Source organism: Actinocorallia sp. API 0066, from assembly GCF_020991275.1.
In the GTDB taxonomy this organism is placed as follows: Bacteria; Actinomycetota; Actinomycetes; order Streptosporangiales; family Streptosporangiaceae; genus Actinocorallia.
Map to the genome: position 1 here is coordinate 57,544 of NZ_JAJLQY010000018.1, position 15,865 is coordinate 73,408.

13 protein-coding genes and 1 pseudogene are annotated in these 15,865 nt (G+C 71.7%); 5 read left to right on the plus strand and 9 right to left on the minus strand.

The features are described from left to right. The first annotated feature begins 129 nt into the window (after positions 1–129). The 3 genes from LO762_RS31580 to LO762_RS31590 are packed head-to-tail and all read left to right on the plus strand — an operon-like array spanning position 130 to position 1,752. A complete protein-coding gene (locus LO762_RS31580) occupies positions 130–639 on the plus strand; it encodes a GNAT family N-acetyltransferase (RefSeq protein ID WP_230619915.1) in 510 nt (169 codons plus the stop codon). 32 nt (positions 640–671) lie between these two features. Continuing rightward, entirely contained in the window at positions 672–1,469 is a 798-nt protein-coding gene (locus LO762_RS31585) for a trans-aconitate 2-methyltransferase (protein WP_230619916.1), read from the plus strand. Between the two features lie 28 nt (positions 1,470–1,497). Beyond that, positions 1,498–1,752: a hypothetical protein gene (locus LO762_RS31590; protein WP_230619917.1), complete on the plus strand. Its 255-nt coding sequence runs from the start codon at positions 1,498–1,500 to the stop codon at positions 1,750–1,752. A 19-nt stretch (positions 1,753–1,771) separates the two neighbouring features. On the opposite strand, the gene pgl is transcribed toward LO762_RS31590, so the two are convergent. The 6 genes from pgl to tkt all read right to left on the minus strand — a co-directional run bounded on the left by pgl (position 1,772) and on the right by tkt (position 10,041). Beyond that, positions 1,772–2,539 (minus strand): 6-phosphogluconolactonase, encoded by a 768-nt coding sequence (gene pgl / locus LO762_RS31595; protein ID WP_230619918.1) that lies wholly within the window; start codon positions 2,537–2,539, stop codon positions 1,772–1,774. Beyond that, positions 2,536–3,510 carry a glucose-6-phosphate dehydrogenase assembly protein OpcA gene (locus tag LO762_RS31600; RefSeq protein ID WP_230619919.1) on the minus strand — a complete coding sequence of 325 codons (975 nt, stop codon included), beginning with the start codon at positions 3,508–3,510 and terminating at the stop codon, positions 2,536–2,538. Before LO762_RS31600 ends, pgl begins: the two co-directional genes overlap by 4 nt. Position 3,511: 1 nt before the next feature. Continuing rightward, on the minus strand, positions 3,512–5,062 hold the full coding sequence (gene zwf / locus LO762_RS31605; protein ID WP_230619920.1) for a glucose-6-phosphate dehydrogenase: 1,551 nt from the start codon (positions 5,060–5,062) through the stop codon (positions 3,512–3,514). Positions 5,063–5,200: 138 nt separating this feature from the next. Further along, a complete protein-coding gene (locus LO762_RS31610; RefSeq protein WP_230619921.1) occupies positions 5,201–6,850 on the minus strand; it encodes a glucose-6-phosphate isomerase in 1,650 nt (549 codons plus the stop codon). Then, positions 6,847–7,944 carry a transaldolase gene (gene tal, locus LO762_RS31615; protein ID WP_230619922.1) on the minus strand — a complete coding sequence of 366 codons (1,098 nt, stop codon included), beginning with the start codon at positions 7,942–7,944 and terminating at the stop codon, positions 6,847–6,849. The genes LO762_RS31610 and tal overlap by 4 nt, the downstream gene beginning before the upstream one ends. Before the next feature lie 6 nt (positions 7,945–7,950). Then, complete coding sequence (tkt, locus tag LO762_RS31620; RefSeq protein ID WP_308104875.1) at positions 7,951–10,041, minus strand: transketolase; 2,091 nt, start codon at positions 10,039–10,041, stop codon at positions 7,951–7,953. Positions 10,042–10,349: 308 nt separating this feature from the next. Between tkt and LO762_RS31625 the strand changes: the two genes are divergently transcribed. Then, entirely contained in the window at positions 10,350–11,333 is a 984-nt protein-coding gene (locus LO762_RS31625) for a heme o synthase (protein ID WP_374201609.1), read from the plus strand. A 63-nt stretch (positions 11,334–11,396) separates the two neighbouring features. Here LO762_RS31625 and LO762_RS31630 read toward each other — a convergent pair. Then, positions 11,397–12,590 (minus strand): annotated as a pseudogene (locus LO762_RS31630) (RNA-guided endonuclease InsQ/TnpB family protein); the annotation flags it as partial. A gap of 106 nt (positions 12,591–12,696) precedes the next feature. Between LO762_RS31630 and LO762_RS31635 the strand changes: the two are divergent. Further along, positions 12,697–13,914: a PrsW family intramembrane metalloprotease gene (locus tag LO762_RS31635; RefSeq protein WP_230619923.1), complete on the plus strand. Its 1,218-nt coding sequence runs from the start codon at positions 12,697–12,699 to the stop codon at positions 13,912–13,914. A 64-nt stretch (positions 13,915–13,978) separates the two neighbouring features. Here LO762_RS31635 and LO762_RS31640 read toward each other — a convergent pair whose 3' ends face one another. Beyond that, positions 13,979–14,926 carry a heme A synthase gene (locus LO762_RS31640; protein ID WP_230619924.1) on the minus strand — a complete coding sequence of 316 codons (948 nt, stop codon included), beginning with the start codon at positions 14,924–14,926 and terminating at the stop codon, positions 13,979–13,981. 41 nt (positions 14,927–14,967) lie between these two features. Further along, positions 14,968–15,861, minus strand: coding sequence for a DMT family transporter (locus tag LO762_RS31645; protein ID WP_230619925.1), 894 nt, complete (start codon positions 15,859–15,861; stop codon positions 14,968–14,970). Between the last annotated feature and the right edge of the window lie 4 nt (positions 15,862–15,865).

Genomic DNA, 15,865 nt, shown 5'->3' on the forward strand with positions numbered 1-15,865 from the left:
GCCGAGCACGCGGACGCGGCCCGGCGAGACCAAGCTCACGCCGTGATTCGGCGCCGTGAAACGCCCGACACACGAACCCGTAACACGCCTCGGCGAGTCTTACTGAATCGAGAAAGAAGGGGGATTCCGATGACCACAGCACTACAAGGTGAGCCCGCGCTACTGACCGTGCGGCCTCTGGTCCAGGGGGACCGCGACGCCGTGGTGGCGATGCACGACCGCTGCTCGATGGCCAGCCGCCGGCTCCGCTACTTCAGCGCCAAGCCGGTGCTGCCGCCGCGTCTGCTCGACGTGTTCACCGACCGCTCGCGGGGGCTGTCCCTCGCGGTGGACGACGGGAGCGGACGGATCGTGGCGCTCGGCCACATGATGTACGACGCGACCCGGCCGGGCACCGCCGAGCTCGCGTTCCTCGTGGAGGACGCCTGGCAGGGCCGGGGGGTCGGCCGTCGCCTGGCGACGCTGCTGCGCGACCTGGGTGAGGCGGAGGGCCTGGCCGAGCTGCGCGCGAGCGTGTTCAGCGAGAACGCGCGGATGCGCAAGCTGCTGACCGCGATGGGCGGCCGCACCACCCGCACCGACGACCCCGCCGTCCTGGAGATCGTGCTCCCGCTGCGGACGCTCGCCGCCGCCGCGTAACTGGAACGATCCATGGGTGGGACGATGGCGGCGTGGCCATCTATGACGACCCAGAAGCCTACGAACTCGCCTGCGGCTACCGTGACGTCCCCGCCGAGGTGGACGCGCTGCTGAGCTGGTCGGCCCGCCACGGCAGGACGCCGGGCACGGTGCTGGAGCTGGCGGCGGGGCCCGCCGAGCACGCGCGGGAGCTGTCCCGCAGGGGCCTGGACGTCACGGCGCTGGACCTCAACCCGGCGATGTGCGCCTACGCCAAGGCCAGGGGGCCGGAGCTGACCGTCGTGCAGGGCGACATGACGGACTTCGCGCTCGACGAGAGGTTCGACCTGATCGTCACCCTGCTGGACAGCACGGCACACCTGCACACCCTCGACGCGCTCGCCGCCCACCTGCACCGGGTCGGCGCGCACCTCGCGGACGGCGCCGCCTACATCCTGGAGATGAGCCATCCGGCCGACCGGCTGAGCCTTGACGAGTCCACGATGACGTCCTGGACGGTCGAGCGCGACGGCGTCACCGCGCACGTCTCCTGGGGCTCCCTGGACGACCCGCTCGACCCGCTCACCCAGATGGTGGACGACAGGGTGGTCATCCGGATCACCGAGCCGCCCTCCCGTCCAGGCGGCCCGGCACGGGTGCGGACCGTCGAGGGCGTCGTCCCGTTCCGGTTCTGGACCGCCACCGAACTGGACGCCGCCGTGCGGGTCGCGGCGCTGGAGCATCCGGAGACGGCGCTGGAGATCGTCGCCCGGTACGGCGACTTCGCCGACGTGTCCCCGACCGCCGACGAGGCGTGGCGGCTCATCAGCGTGCTCCGGCGCCGCCGCTGACGTCGGCGGGACGGGTATCGTCCGGGGCATGTCGGAACCCCTCACCGCGCGGGAGACGGAGCGGTTCGTCGCCGCGATGGTCCCCGTCGTCGCCGAGAAGATCACCAGCGCCGGGCGGTTCAGGATCACCGCGTGGACGCCCGCCGAGCAGGCCATGTACCGCGAGGTGACGTCGAGGGCGGCCGAAACGCTCGGCCGCCCCCTGATGAGCTACGGCAACGGCAGGGACCTCTGGATCGTCCCCGCCGAAGCCGGAGACCCGATAGCCCCCCTCACGCCCTGAGAAGCGCTCTCAGGGCCGCTCAGACCCCGTCGAGACGGGACGCGGCGGCCCGGTCGAGCAGGTACAGCGTCGCCTCGCGCCCGCGCGCCGTCGCGACCGGCGCCTCACTCGGGTCCGCGCCCCCCAGGCCCAGGCTGACCGCCTCGGCCTTGCCCTCGCCCGCCGCGACCACCCAGACCTCGCGCGCCGCCTGGATCACCGGGACGGTCAGCGACACCCGGATCGGCGGCGGCTTCGGCGAGTCGTGCACGCCGACGACCGTCCGCTTCTCCTCAAGCACGCCCGGCAGGCCCGGGAACAGCGACGCGATGTGCGCGTCCGGCCCGACGCCCAGCATGAGCACGTCGAACGAGGGCGCCTCCACCGGGTCCTCCGGCCGGGCGGCGGCGGCCAGTTCGGCGGCGTGCCGCGCGGCCGCCGCCTCCACGTCGGCGCCGTCGGGCCCGTCCGAGGCGGGCATCGGGTGGACGCGCGCCTGGAGTACCGGCACGTGGTCCAGCAGCGCCTCGCGCGCCTGTGTCTCGTTGCGCTCGATGTCGCCGGTCGGCAGGAACCGCTCGTCCCCCCACCACACGTCGAGGTTCGCCCAGTCCACCGCGTCGCGCGCCGGGGACTCCGCGACGGCCGCCAGCACCGCGATGCCGACGGTGCCGCCGGTCAGCACCACCGAGGCGGTGCCGCGCGCGGCCTGCGCGTCGACCAGTGCCGTCACCAGCCGTGCCGCGACGGCGCGCGCCAGCACCCGCGCGTCCTCGTGCACGACGGTCTTCGGCTCGGAACCGCTCATGAACCCGCCCTCTTCCGTGTCCGCTGCTGCCCGTTGTTCTCCTGGGGGGCGTCGGCGGGGGGAGCGGTGTACGTGCGGTCGAACCGTGACACCGCGTCGTGGTAGACCTCGTCGGGGTCGAGGCGGCGCAGCTCCTCGGCCAGCAGCTCCGACATGGGACGCCGGTGCAGCGCCACCTGCCGGTCGGGCTGGCCGGGACGGGCGAGCGTGGCGACGCGCCCGTCGGGCCTGGTCACCGAGATCGGGCCGTCGGCCGTCTGGAGGATGACGGCGGTGATACCGGGCCCGCCCGACGTCGTCCGGGAGGCGGGCGCCGAGAGCCGTCCGCCCAGCCAGGCGGCGAGCAGCTCGGCGCTCGGGCTGTCCGGCTCGGCCTGCACCTCGACGGAGGTGATGGGCGGTGTCTTCTGGTCCAGGGCGGCGGCCAGGAGGGTGCGCCACGGTGTCAGCCGGGTCCAGGAGAAGTCGGTGTCTCCCGGCGTGTAGGACTTGTCGAGCTGGATGAGCGTGCCGAGCCGGTCCAGGCCCGCGTAGGCGTCGGTGACGCGGCGCTGCGCGAGCGCGCCCAGCGGGTCGTCGGCCGGGTTGGCGGGCGCCTGGCCCGGCCACCAGGTGACGACGGGCGCGTCCGGCACCAGCAGCGGCACCACGACCGAGTCGGCGTGCCCGGCCAGCGGCCCGTACATGCGCAGCAGGACGGTCTCGCCGGGGCCGGTCTCGCCGATCCTTATCTCCGCGTCCAGCCGGGACGAGCTGCCGCGCGCGTCCCGCGAGATCACGGTGAGCACCCGGCACGGGTGTTCGCGGGCCGCCTCGGTGGCCGCGCGCAGCGAGTCGTACTGGGCGGACTCGTCGGTGACGATCACCAGGGTGAGCACCATGCCGACGGCGGGGCCGCCCATCTGGTGCCGGGCCTGGGTCAGCGCCTCCTGGATCCGCCGGGTGGTCGTCGCGGTGAGGTCGATGTTCACGTCAGATCCTCCGCCAGGCGCGGCCGTCGCGCTTCATGAGCAGGTCCGAGGACTTGGGGCCGTAACCGCCCGACTTGTACTGGTCGGGCCGCCCGTGCGCGGCCCAGTACTCCTCGGCGGGGTCGAGGATCTGCCAGGACAGCTCGACCTCCTCCTGTCGGGGGAACAGCGGGGGGTCGCCGATGAGGACGTCGAGGATGAGCCGCTCGTACGCCTCGGGGGAGGACTCGGTGAAGGACTCCCCGTAGGCGAAGTCCATGTTGACGTCCCGGACCTCCATCGCGGTGCCCGGCACCTTCGAGCCGAACCGGAGCGTCACGCCCTCGTCCGGCTGGATGCGGAACACCAGCGCGTTCTGCCCCAGCTCCTCGGTCTCGGTGTGCGAGAACGGCAGGTGCGGGGCCTTCTGGAACATCATCGCGACCTCGGTGGCCCGCCGGGAAAGGCGCTTGCCCGTCCGCAGGTACCAGGGCACGCCCGCCCAGCGCCGCGAGTCGATCTCCAGCTTGATGGCCGCGTACGTCTCGGTGGTGGAGGTGGCGGGGATGCCCTCCTCCTCCAGGTAGCCCTTGACGGCCACGCCGCCCTGCCACCCCGCCGCGTACTGGCCGCGCGCGGTGGAACGTCCCAAGTCGCCCTCAGGCAGCCGCACCGAAGACAGCACCTTGGCCTTCTCCGCGCGGACCGCCTCGGCGCTGAACGACGTCGGCTCCTCCATCGCGGTGAGGGCCAGCAACTGGAGCAGGTGGTTCTGGATGACGTCGCGGGCCGCGCCGATGCCGTCGTAGTACCCGGCCCGGCCTCCGATGCCGATGTCCTCGGCCATGGTGATCTGCACGTGGTCCACGTACGACCGGTTCCAGATCGGCTCGAACAGGGTGTTCGCGAAGCGCAGCGCCAGGATGTTCTGGACGGTCTCCTTGCCCAGGTAGTGGTCGATCCGGAAGATCGACTCCTCGGGGAAGACCCGGTGCACGATGTTGTTCAGCTCGCGGGCGCTCTTCAGGTCGTGCCCGAACGGCTTCTCGATGACGACCCGGCGGAACGACTCGGGGGAGTGCTCGGCGAGGCCGGAGCGCTGGAGCTGCTCCACGACGACGTCGAAGAACTTCGGGGGGATCGAGAGGTAGAAGGCGTAGTTCCCGCCGGTGCCGCGGGTCTCGTCCAGCTCCTTGACGGCCAGCGCGAGCGTGTCGAACGCGCCGGGGTCGCTGAACTCGCCGGGCACGAAGTGCATGCCCTCCGACAGGTGCCGCCAGACGTCCTCGCGGAACGGCGTGCGCGCGTGCTGCTTGACCGCCTCGTAGGCGACCTGGCGGAAGTCCTGGTTCTCCCAGTCGCGCCGGGCGAAGCCGACGAGGGAGAAGCCGGGGGGAAGCAGCCCCCGGTTGGCCAGGTCGTAGATGGCCGGGAGCAGCTTCTTGCGGGAGAGGTCCCCGGTGACGCCGAACAGCACCAGCACGCTGGGCCCGGCGACACGGGGCAGTCTCTTGTCGCGGGGATCCCGGAGTGGATTCCCGTCGATCCCGATCAATTCAGCGGGCGATGGCATGCCCGTCCCTTTCCTGCGTGTCGATCAGACTGGTCTCAGGGCGGTCAAGGAGGGGATCGACCGGCTTGCGGTGACGGCCGCGCGGGGCCGCCCCGGACCTGTGGGCCCGGGCACGGCCCCGCGGTGACGCCGTCGTGTTCAGTTTTTCAGTGCGTCGAGCAGTTGCGCCAGCCCTTCGGCGCGATCACGCAGATGCAGGCGGAGCGCGGGGCGGCCGCGCGAGCGCAGCGCCCGCAGGTCGCCGATGGCCTGGGCGAGCTGCAGTGTCCGGAACGTGTACGGCCGGCCCGGCACCGGCACGTCCACCGGCGCCGCCCCGGTGATCTGGAGGAAGACGCCGTCCTGCGGACCGCCCTTGTGGTACTGGCCGGTCGAGTGCAGGAAGCGCGGCCCCCACCCGAAGGTGACGGGCGCTGGCGCGTGCCGCAGCCGCTCCGAGCGGAGCGTCAGCAGCGGGCGCAGCGCCGCCGCCTCGGCGTCCTGGCCGGTGCGGTCCAGGTACGCCATGACGGCCAGGTAGCCGCGCGTCGAGACCGCCCCGACCAGGGAGTCCAGCACCTCGGCGAGGCCCGCCCCGGCGAACGCGCCGCCGGAGTAGACCTCGACGGCGCCGTCCACGACGTCGGGCGCGCCCTCGTCGAGCGCGGCCTCGCCCTCGGTCTCGAACGCCTTCAGCACCTCGCCGGTGCGGTCCTTGGACTCCTGGACGTTGGGCTGGTCGAACGGGTTGATGCCGATGACCCGTCCGGCGATCGCCGTCGCGTACTCCCACAGCAGGAACTGCGCGCCCAGCGGCCCCTTGACGGCCAGCGCGGCCGCCTCGTAGTCACCGAGGACGACGCCGCGCACGTCCGGCGCCGGGACGAAGCCGGGCGCGTCCACGCCCTCCACGACGACGGGCAGCAGGCCCTTGCCGTCCTTGCCGGTGGACTCGGCGATGAGCTGCTCCGCCCAGTCGCCGAAGCCGCTGATGCCCGAGCCGTTGTCAGCGATGAGCAGCTTGTCGCGGCCCGACACGGCGGCCGCGCCGAGCGCGGCGCCGAGCGTCAGCGCCGGGTTGTCCAGCGGCTGGCGCAGCGTCGGGGCGAGCGCGGCGGCCTCGTCCAGCAGGGCGCCGATGTCGGCCCCGGCCAGCGCGGACGGCACCAGGCCGAACGCCGTCAGCGCGCTGTAGCGCCCGCCGACGTCCGGGTCGGCCAGGACGACGTGGTAGCCGGCCTGCCGCGCGGCGTTCTCCAGCGGCGAGCCCGGGTCGGTGATCACCACAAAGCGGCGGCGCAGCGCGTCGCCGGTGACACCCGCGTCCTGGAACGCCTGCTCGAAGATCCTGCGGTGGCTGTCGGTCTCGATCGTGCCGCCGCTCTTGGACGCCACGACGACGACGGTCCGCTCGATCCGGTCCGCGATCACCCGGCCGACCTGGAGGGGGTCGGTGGTGTCGAGGATGGTGAGCTCCACGCCCGCCGTCTGGGTGATGACCTCGGGCGCGAGCGACGAGCCGCCCATGCCGGCCAGCACGAAGTGGTCGAGCCCCTCGGCGCGGTACTCCTCGGCGAGCCGGGCCAGCGGCTCCACCAGCGCCCGCGACGTCTCGGGCAGGTCGAGCCAGCCGAGCCGCCGGCCCGCCTCCGCCACCGCGTCCGGGCCCCACAGCTGGGCGTTCTTGGCGGCGAGCGCGGTGGGGGCGCCGTCGGAGATCAACCGCTGCTGCACGCTCTCGGTGTTCTCCACGGCGTCACCGCGCACGGTGACCGTCACGCCCGCCGCCGCCGTGACGACAGAGGTCACGCCTTGGCCTCCAGTTCGGTCTTCAGGGTGTCCAGCAACTGGTTCCAGGAGACCTCGAACTTGTCGACGCCCTCGTCCTCCAGGACCCGCACGACGTCGTCATAGTCGACGCCCGCGGCCTTGAGCTCGGCGAACAGGGCGTGCGCGGCCGGGTAGGAGCCCGCGATCGCGTCGCCGTTGATGTCGCCGCCCTCGGCGGTGGCCTTGAGGGTGGCCTCCGGCATCGTGTTGACGGTGCCGGGCGCGACCAGCTCGGTGACGTACAGGGTGGCGGGCAGCGACGGGTCCTTCACGCCGGTGGACGCCCACAGAGGGCGCTGCGGCCGGGCCCCGGCGTCAGCGAGCGCCTTCCACCGGTCGGAGGCGAACTTCTGCTCGTACAGCTCGTAGGCGAGCCGGGCGTTGGCGACGCCCGCCTTGCTCTTGAGCTCGGGCTTGCCGAGCTTCTCCAGCCGCTTGTCGATCTCGGTGTCCACCCGGGACACGAAGAACGACGCGACCGACTCGATCTTGTTGACGTCGTGCCCGTTGGCGTGCGCCTGCTCCAGACCGGCGAAGAACGCGTCGATGACCTGGCCGTAGCGCTCCAGCGAGAAGATCAGCGTGACGTTCACGCTGATGCCCTCGGCCAGCACCGCGGTGATCGCGGGCAGGCCCTCGGCCGTCGCGGGGATCTTGATGAGCAGGTTGGGCCTGTCCACCTGCCACCACAGCGCCTTGGCCTCGGCGATCGTCGCCTCGGTCTTACGGGCGAGCCTCGGGTCCACCTCGATGGACACGCGGCCGTCCACACCGTCGGTGCGGTCGTAGACGGGGCGCAGCACGTCGCACGCCCAGCGGATGTCGTAGGTGGGGATGGCGCGGGACGCCTCCTCCACGCTGACCCCGCGCACGGCGAGCTCACGTAGCTGCTCGTCATAGGCGTCGCCCTTGCTGAGGGCGTTCGCGAAGATCGTCGGGTTGGAGGTGACGCCGACGACGTGGGAGTTCCGGACGAGATCGGCGAGGTTGCCCGAGCGCAGCCGTTCCCGGCTCACGTCGTCGAGCCAGATCGACACGCCCTCGTCGGAGAGCTTCTTCAGATTGTCACTCACGGTTATTCATCCCTTGGCCTTGGTGAGGCTTTCACGGGCGGCGGCGACCACCGCTTCGGGGGTGATGCCGAATTCCCTGTAGAGGGTCTTGTAGTCGGCGGAGGCGCCGAAGTGCTCAAGGCTGACCGACGCGCCGGCGTCGCCGACGAACCGGTGCCAGCCCAGCGCGACGCCGGCCTCGACCGACACGCGGGCGCGGACGGCGGGCGGCAGGACGTCGTTCCGGTAGGACTCGTCCTGCGCGTCGAACCACTCGACGCACGGCATCGACACCACGCGCGCGGCGGTGCCCTCGGCCTGCAGCGTCTCGCGGGCGGCCAGCGCGATCTCCACCTCGGAGCCGGTGGCGATGATGATGACCTCGGGCGTGCCGCCCTCGGCCTCGGCGAGCACGTAGCCGCCCTTGGCGGCGCCCTCGGCCGACGCGAGCACGTCCCGGTCGAACACCGGCAGCTTCTGGCGGGTCAGCGCCAGGCCGGACGGCCGGTCGGTCTGCTCCAGGATCGCGCGCCACGCGACCGTCGTCTCGTTGGCGTCGGCCGGGCGGACCACGTTGAGGCCGGGGATCGCGCGCAGCGCCCACAGGTGCTCCACCGGCTGGTGCGTCGGGCCGTCCTCGCCCAGGCCGATCGAGTCGTGCGTCCACACGTAGATGACCGGCAGCTCCATCAGCGCGGCCAGCCGCACCGAGGGGCGCATGTAGTCGGAGAACACCAGGAAGGTGCCGCCGTAGGGGCGGGTGCCGCCGTGCAGCGCGATGCCGTTGAGGATCGCGCCCATCGCGTGCTCGCGGATGCCGAAGTGCAGGGTGCGGCCGTAGGGCCCGCCCCGCCACTCGTCGGTCTGGAACTCCGCCGGGATGAAGGACGGCTCGCCCTTCATCGTGGTGTTGTTGGACTCCGCGAGGTCGGCCGAGCCGCCCCACAGCTCCGGCAGCACCGGGCCGACCGCGCTCAGCACCTCGCCGGACGCGGCCCGCGTCGCGAGGTCCTTGCCCGCCGGGAACACCGGCAGCTTGGCCGTCCAGCCCTCGGGCAGGCGGCGCGCGGCGATCCGGTCGAACTCGGCGGCCCGCTCGGGGTGGGCGGCCCGCCAGGCGGTGAACTTCTCGTCCCACGCCTTGCGCTCGTCCCGGCCGCGCTCGACGACTTCGCGCGCGTGCGCGAGGACCTCGGCGTCGACGTCGAAGGTCTTGTCCGGGTCCAGGCCCAGGATCTTCTTGGTGGCGGCGACCTCGTCGGCGCCCAGCGCCGAGCCGTGGATCTTGCCGGTGTCCTTCTTGTTCGGCGCGGGCCAGCCGATGACGGTGCGCAGCGCGATGAAGGTCGGGCGGCCCGTCTCGTTCTTGGCGGCCTGGAGCACGTTGTAGAGGCGCTGGACGTCCTCGACGTACTCGCCGGTCTTCAGCCAGTCCACCCGGTAGGTGTCCCAGCCGTAGGCGGCGTAGCGCGCGATGACGTCCTCGGACATCGCGATCTGGGTGTCGTCCTCGATCGAGATGCGGTTGTCGTCCCAGACGACGACGAGGTTGCCCAGGCGCTGGTGGCCCGCGATGGCGCTCGCCTCGTGGCTGATGCCCTCCTGGATGTCGCCGTCGGAGCAGAACGCCCAGATGGTGTGGTCGAAGGGGGACTCGCCGGCGGCGGCCTCGGGGTCGAACAGGCCGCGCTCGCGGCGCGCCGCCATCGCCATGCCGACCGCGTTGGCCAGGCCCTGGCCCAGGGGGCCGGTCGTCGTCTCGACGCCGACCGTGAAGCCGTGCTCGGGGTGGCCCGGGGTCTTGCTGCCCCACGTGCGCAGCGCCTTCAGGTCGTCCAGTTCGAGGCCGTAGCCGGACAGGTAGAGCTGGATGTAGAGGGTGAGGCTGGAGTGGCCGCAGGACAGCACGAAGCGGTCGCGTCCGGTCCACGCGGGATCGGACGGGTCGTGCTTGAGCACCTTGTTGAACAACAGGTAAGCGGCCGGAGCCAGGCTCATCGCGGTGCCAGGGTGCCCTGAGCCCACCTTCTCGACGGCGTCCATCGCGAGGGCGCGGACGGTGTCGACCGCCCGGTCGTCGAGCTCGGACCAGTCAAGAGTGAGATTGTCGGTAGTCACCGGAGAACGTCGGTCCTTCCACACTTGGGATTTTCGTCAGACCACGCCCGTGCCCAAGGCGCTGATCACAGCGAGCCTACTCATTATGACCGTCGCGTGGATTGGTCTAAACCAATCGGCCCGCTCTCGCCCGAACACTGGGCACATGCCCGATCATTCCCCTTCCGACACCTGCGGAAGTCACCGGTGCGGGGGAGACCACAGGTGAAACACCGCACCCGATGATGGACCCTCCGGGGGGCGGCACTACAGTGATGGCGCGGTCGCACGGGGCGGCCGAAACAGACCAAGCAGAAGGCTCTCCAGTTGTGACGGTGCTCAGTAACCGGGCCGGCCGCGCGGACGGCTCCCGCATCGAGGCGGCCGAGACCGCGCCCCCCCTTCTCGGGGAGACCGAAGGGCCGCTGACGCTCGGCGCGAAGATCGGCGCCTACGTGGCGCTCACCAAGCCGCGGGTCATCGAGCTGCTGCTGATCACCACGCTACCCGTGATGTTCCTGGCCGCCAAGGGCGTCCCGGACCTCGGCCTCGTCGTCGCCACCCTGGCGTGGGGCACCATGTCGGCGGGCAGCGCCAACGCGATCAACTGCTTCATCGACCGCGACATCGACGCCAAGATGCGCCGCACCCGCCGCCGTCCGCTGGCCCGCCACCAGGTCAGCCCCCGCGCCGCGCTGGTCTTCGGCGCCGCGCTCGGCGTGCTGTCCACGGTCGGCTTCCTGGCGACGGTCAACACGCTGGCCGCCGCGCTGTCGGTCTTCGCGATCCTCTATTACGTCTTCGTCTATTCGCTGCTGTTGAAGCGGCGCACGAAGCAGAACATCGTGTGGGGCGGCATCGCGGGGTGCATGCCGGTCCTCATCGGCTGGGCCGCCGTCACCGGGTCCCTCGCGCTGACCCCGTTCATCCTGTTCGGCGTCGTCTTCCTGTGGACGCCGCCGCACACCTGGACCCTGGCGATGCGCTACAAGGAGGACTACGCGCTCGCGGGCGTCCCGATGCTGCCGGTGGTGGCCACCGACAAGCGCGTCGTCGTCGAGTCGGTCGTCTACACCTGGGCCACGGTCCTGTGCTCCCTGGCCCTGTGGCCCGCCGCCGACCTCACCCCCGTCTACGGCGTCGTCGCCGTCGTCCTGGGCGCGATCTTCGTCATCGAGGCCCACCGCCTCCTGGCCCGCGTCAACCGCGGCCTCACCGGCGCCCTCCTCCGCCCCATGCGCTTCTTCCACCTCTCCAACACCTACCTGGCCCTCCTCTTCACCGCCGTAGCCATCGACTTCCTCTTCCAGTAACCAGCAACGGTCGACTACTCTCGCGGCTTGGCTTCCGCCGCCTTGGAGGGCGGAGGTCCCGGCGGTCGCCCGCCGGGGTTCCTGTTTCGCCGGGCCGTGCCCTGGCCGCTCGCGCGGCCGGGGTCCTACCGTCCCTCCACAGGCGTTTCGGCTCTCCGCCAGCCCGGCGGCGAGCAGGTTACGTGCGGCGTTGACGTCCCGGTCATGGGCCGTCGCGCAGCCGTCGCAGGTCCATTGGCGGACGTGGAGCGGCATCGTGCTGGTCCGGTGCCCGCACGCCGAGCACATTTTGGACGAGGGGTACCAGCGGTCCGCCACGACCAGGGTGCGGCCGTACCAGTCGGCCTTGTACTCCAGCATCGAGCGCAACTCCCGCCAGGCGGCGTCGGAGACCGCGCGGGCGAGCGTGCGGTTCCCGGCCAGGTTGCGGACGGCGAGGTCCTCGATCACGACCGTTTGGTTCTCACGGACGAGCCGAGTGGTGAGCTTGTGCAGGAAGTCCCGTCGGCGATCAGCGATCCGCGCGTGCGCGCGAGCCACCCGAAGGCGGGCCTTGCCGCGGTTCCTGCCGCCTTTGGCCTTGCGGGACAGCGCCCGCTGGGCCTTGGCCAGGCGACGCCGGTCACGGCGTTCATGCCGGGGGTTGGGGACCTTCTCACCCGTCGAGAGCGTCACCAGCGACGTGAGCCCGACATCCACCCCCACCGCCGACTCCACCGGCTCCAGGGCGCTGACGACCTCTTCGCACAGCAGGGACACGAACCAGCGGCCCGCCGCGTCACGGGACACCGTCACCGTGGACGGCTCCGCACCATCGGGCAGAGGGCGGGACCAGATGACGTCCAACGGCTGATTCATCTTGGCCAGAGTGAGCCGCCCGTCCCGGTACCTGGACCCGGAACGGGTGTACTCGGCTGAGGCGCGGGACTTCCTCTTCGACTTGAACGCCGGATACTGCGCGCGCTTGCTCCAGAGGTTCACGAACGCGGCCTGCAGATGCCGAAGCGCCTGCTGGAGCGGCACGGACGACACCTCGTTGAGGAAGGCCAACTCCTCGGTGCGCTTCCATCTGGTCAGGTGCGCGGAGGACTCCCCGTAGGAGACGCTCCGGCCCTCGCTGGCGTAGGCTCGAGTGCGTTCCTCCAGCATCCTGTTGTAGACCAGGCGCACGCAACCGAACGTCCGGGCCAGCTCTCCGGCCTGGTCGGGAGTCGGGTAGAAACGGAACTTGAACGCCCGCTTCACGGTACGCGCCATGCCCCGCATGTTACCGACAGTTCATGTAAGAACACTCTATGAAAGGAGGAAGTGGCGTTACCTCCCCTCCTGAGGGAAGGCGGGGGTCTCCACGCCGCGAGAAACGATGACCAAGCTCGATCCGCAGGCGATTTTGGACGGCCGGACGCCCGGTCGGCCTTCGCTGAAGTTGATCGTGGGGATGGTCATCACGTCCACGTGTGCGTTGGGGACGTTGGCGCTGTTCGCGTTTCTCGGGCAGGACGGGAACTTCTTTGTCGGGCTCGGGTTGGCGATGCTGCCTGTGCCGATCCTGCTTTCGGCGGTTCTGCTGTTGGACCGGTTGGAGCCGGAGCCGGTGCGGGACCTGGTGTTCGCGTTCCTGTGGGGGGCGGGGGTGGCCGTCGTGGGGGCGCTCGTGCTCAACACGCTCGGCTACCGGTACGTCACGGCGCCCTTCTTCGGGGACGACCAGGGGCTGTTCTGGACGACGACCGTGGGCGCGCCCGTCATCGAGGAGTCCCTCAAGGGGGCCGTCCTCTTTGTCCTGCTGTGGTTCCGGCGCAACGAGATCGACGGCGTCACCGACGGGATCGTCTACGCGGCCATGGTGGCGCTCGGCTTCGCCATGATGGAGAACATCTCCTATTACATGCAGGCGCTCGACGACGGCGGGGCGGGCAAGCTGGAGGCCGTCTTCATCCTGCGCGGGCTGATCTCGCCCTTCGGGCACCCGCTGTTCACCGCCATGACGGGCCTGGGTGTCGCGTGGGCGGCCAACCACCGGCGCGGCCGTGTCCCGGCCCTCGTGCTGGGCCTCGTGGGGGCGATCCTGCTGCACGCGCTGTGGAACGGCGCGGCGTCCTACGGGCTCGGCGGGCTGGCCGTCGTGTACGTGCTGGACTTCGGCATCCTCGTGGTGCTGCTCGTCCTGATCTTCCTGGAGCGGCGCGGGCTCGTGCACCGGATCGGGCGGTACCTGCCCGTCTACGTCCGGACCGGGCTGGTCTCGCCGCAGGACATCGTGATGCTCGGCTCGATCCAGCGGCGCCGCGCGGCCCGGCGCTGGGCCCGCTCGGTCGGCGGGCGGGGCGCGGCCCGTGCCATGTCGGACTACCAGCTTGGCGCGACGGAACTCGTCCTGCTGCACAAGCGGCTGGACGCGGGCGTGATCGACGGCGACTACTTCGCGACCCGGCGCAACGAGCTCCTGCACCTGATGGCGGTGGCCCGTCAGGCGCTCCTCATCGCCCGTCCCAAGCCCGCCACCCCGCCCTGGGGGCCGTCCGGCATCACCGGCGAGACGCCGCAGCCGCCCCCGCCGGGGCCGCCGCCGCGCCGCTGACGGGAGCCTTGAGAACACGAAGGCCCGCGCCGTGTGGCGCGGGCCTCGTACGTCGGCGGGCGGGTCAGGCGTCGGGGCGGACGCGCTGGGTGTACAGGACGTGCAGGACGGCGATCCACAGCAGGGCCGAGCCGAGCAGGTGGATGCCCACGAGGACCGCCGGGACCTCCAGGTAGTACTGGAGGTAGCCGATGAACCCCTGGGCGACGAGCGCGCCGATGAGGACGTGCGCGGCCCGTCGCGGCCGGGCCGGGGCGTTGGTGCGGTGCAGCAGCCAGGCGATCACGAGGGTGAGCGCGACGGCCGCCCACGCGGTGAGCCCGTGGATCCGGGCGACCGTCTCGATCGCGAAGGGGAACCGCTCGGCCTGCGCGTCGCCTGCGTGCGGCCCGGTGCCGGTGACGACGGTGCCCGCCGCCAGCACCACGACCGTCACCCAGACCAGCGCGGACGTCAGGTGCCGCACCAGCGGCGTGACGACCCGCACGGCGGGCCCGTCGCCCTCGCCGACCCGGACATAGAGCAGGAACGCCACAAAGATCATCGCGCTGGACAGCAGGTAGTGCGCGGAGACCGTCGCCGGGTGCAGCTTGGTCAGCACGGTGACGCCGCCCAGGCCCGCCTGCGCCAGCACCCCGATCGGCTGGAGCGCGGCCAGCACGACCAGCTCGGGCCGCCGGGGGCGCAGCCGCCGGGCCGCGACGAACACCGCGACCGCCGCCGCCAGGACGAGGAACGTCAGCATCCGGTTGCCGAACTCGATCGCCATGTTGATCGGCGAGTGAGACGGGTGGGCCGTCGGGATGAGGCTGTCGCCGGTGCACTTGGGCCATGTCGGGCAGCCCAGGCCGGAGGAGGTGAGCCGGACGGCGCCCCCGGTGAAGATGATCCCGGTGTTCACCGCCACCCCGGCCAGCGCCAGCAGGCGCATCGAGGCGGTGGAGGGGTTCCAGACCGCGTCGCGCGCTCTGGCCAGCGGGGTCCTGCTCTTGTCCACGGTCGTCACAGCCACGGCCTCATCGTAGGACCGCCTTTCTGGTGGCCCGACCCGGGTCAGGTCCTGGCGCCCCGGGTGGCTCCCGCGCACGCCAGGATGACCGCCCCTATCGCCAGCCACTGGACGGGCGAGAGCAGCTCGTGCAGCAGCAGCACCCCGACGAGCGCCGCCACCGCCGGTTCCAGACTCATGAGGATGCCGAAGACGCCCTGCGGGATGCGGCGCAGCGCCTCCAGCTCCAGCGTGTACGGGATCACCGACGACAGCAGGCCCACGCCGATCCCGAGCGCGACCACGCCGGGGGTGAGGACGCTCCACCCGGCGTCCACGAGCGCGACGACGCCCGGCGGCAGCACCACGAGCGTCGCCACCAGGCTGCCCAGCGCGAGGCCCGTGGCGCCCGGCAGGCGCCTCCCGGCGGCCGTCGCGGCGTAGATGTACAGCGCCCAGCCGACGCCCGCCAGCAGCGCCCACAGGACGCCGGGGACGTTGACGTCTCCGCCGTCCCTGGCCAGCGCGACGACACCGCCGAACGCGAGCGCCGCCCACAGCAGGTCGAGCGGCCGCCGCGACGCGAGGACGGCGACGGCCAGCGGCCCGAGGAACTCGATCGTCACGGCGATGCCCAGCGGGATGTGCTGCAACGACTGGTAGATCGAGAAGTTCATCAGGGCGAGGGAGCCGCCGAGCGCGGCCGCCGCGCCCAGGTCGCGCCGCGACGCCTCCCGCAGCACCCGCCACAGCCTGCGCCGCACCACAAACCCGACGACGACGGCCGAGGTCGCCAGCCGGAGCACCACGATCGCCGTCGGCGGCATCCTGTCGAACATGCCCTTGGCCAGCCCCGCGCCGACCTGCACCGAAAGAATCCCGCACAGGACAAGGAGCGAAGGCGGGAAGGACCCCAGCCCGAACCCCCGAACCCCCCGTGCGGCCGTGTTACCGGCCACGCCG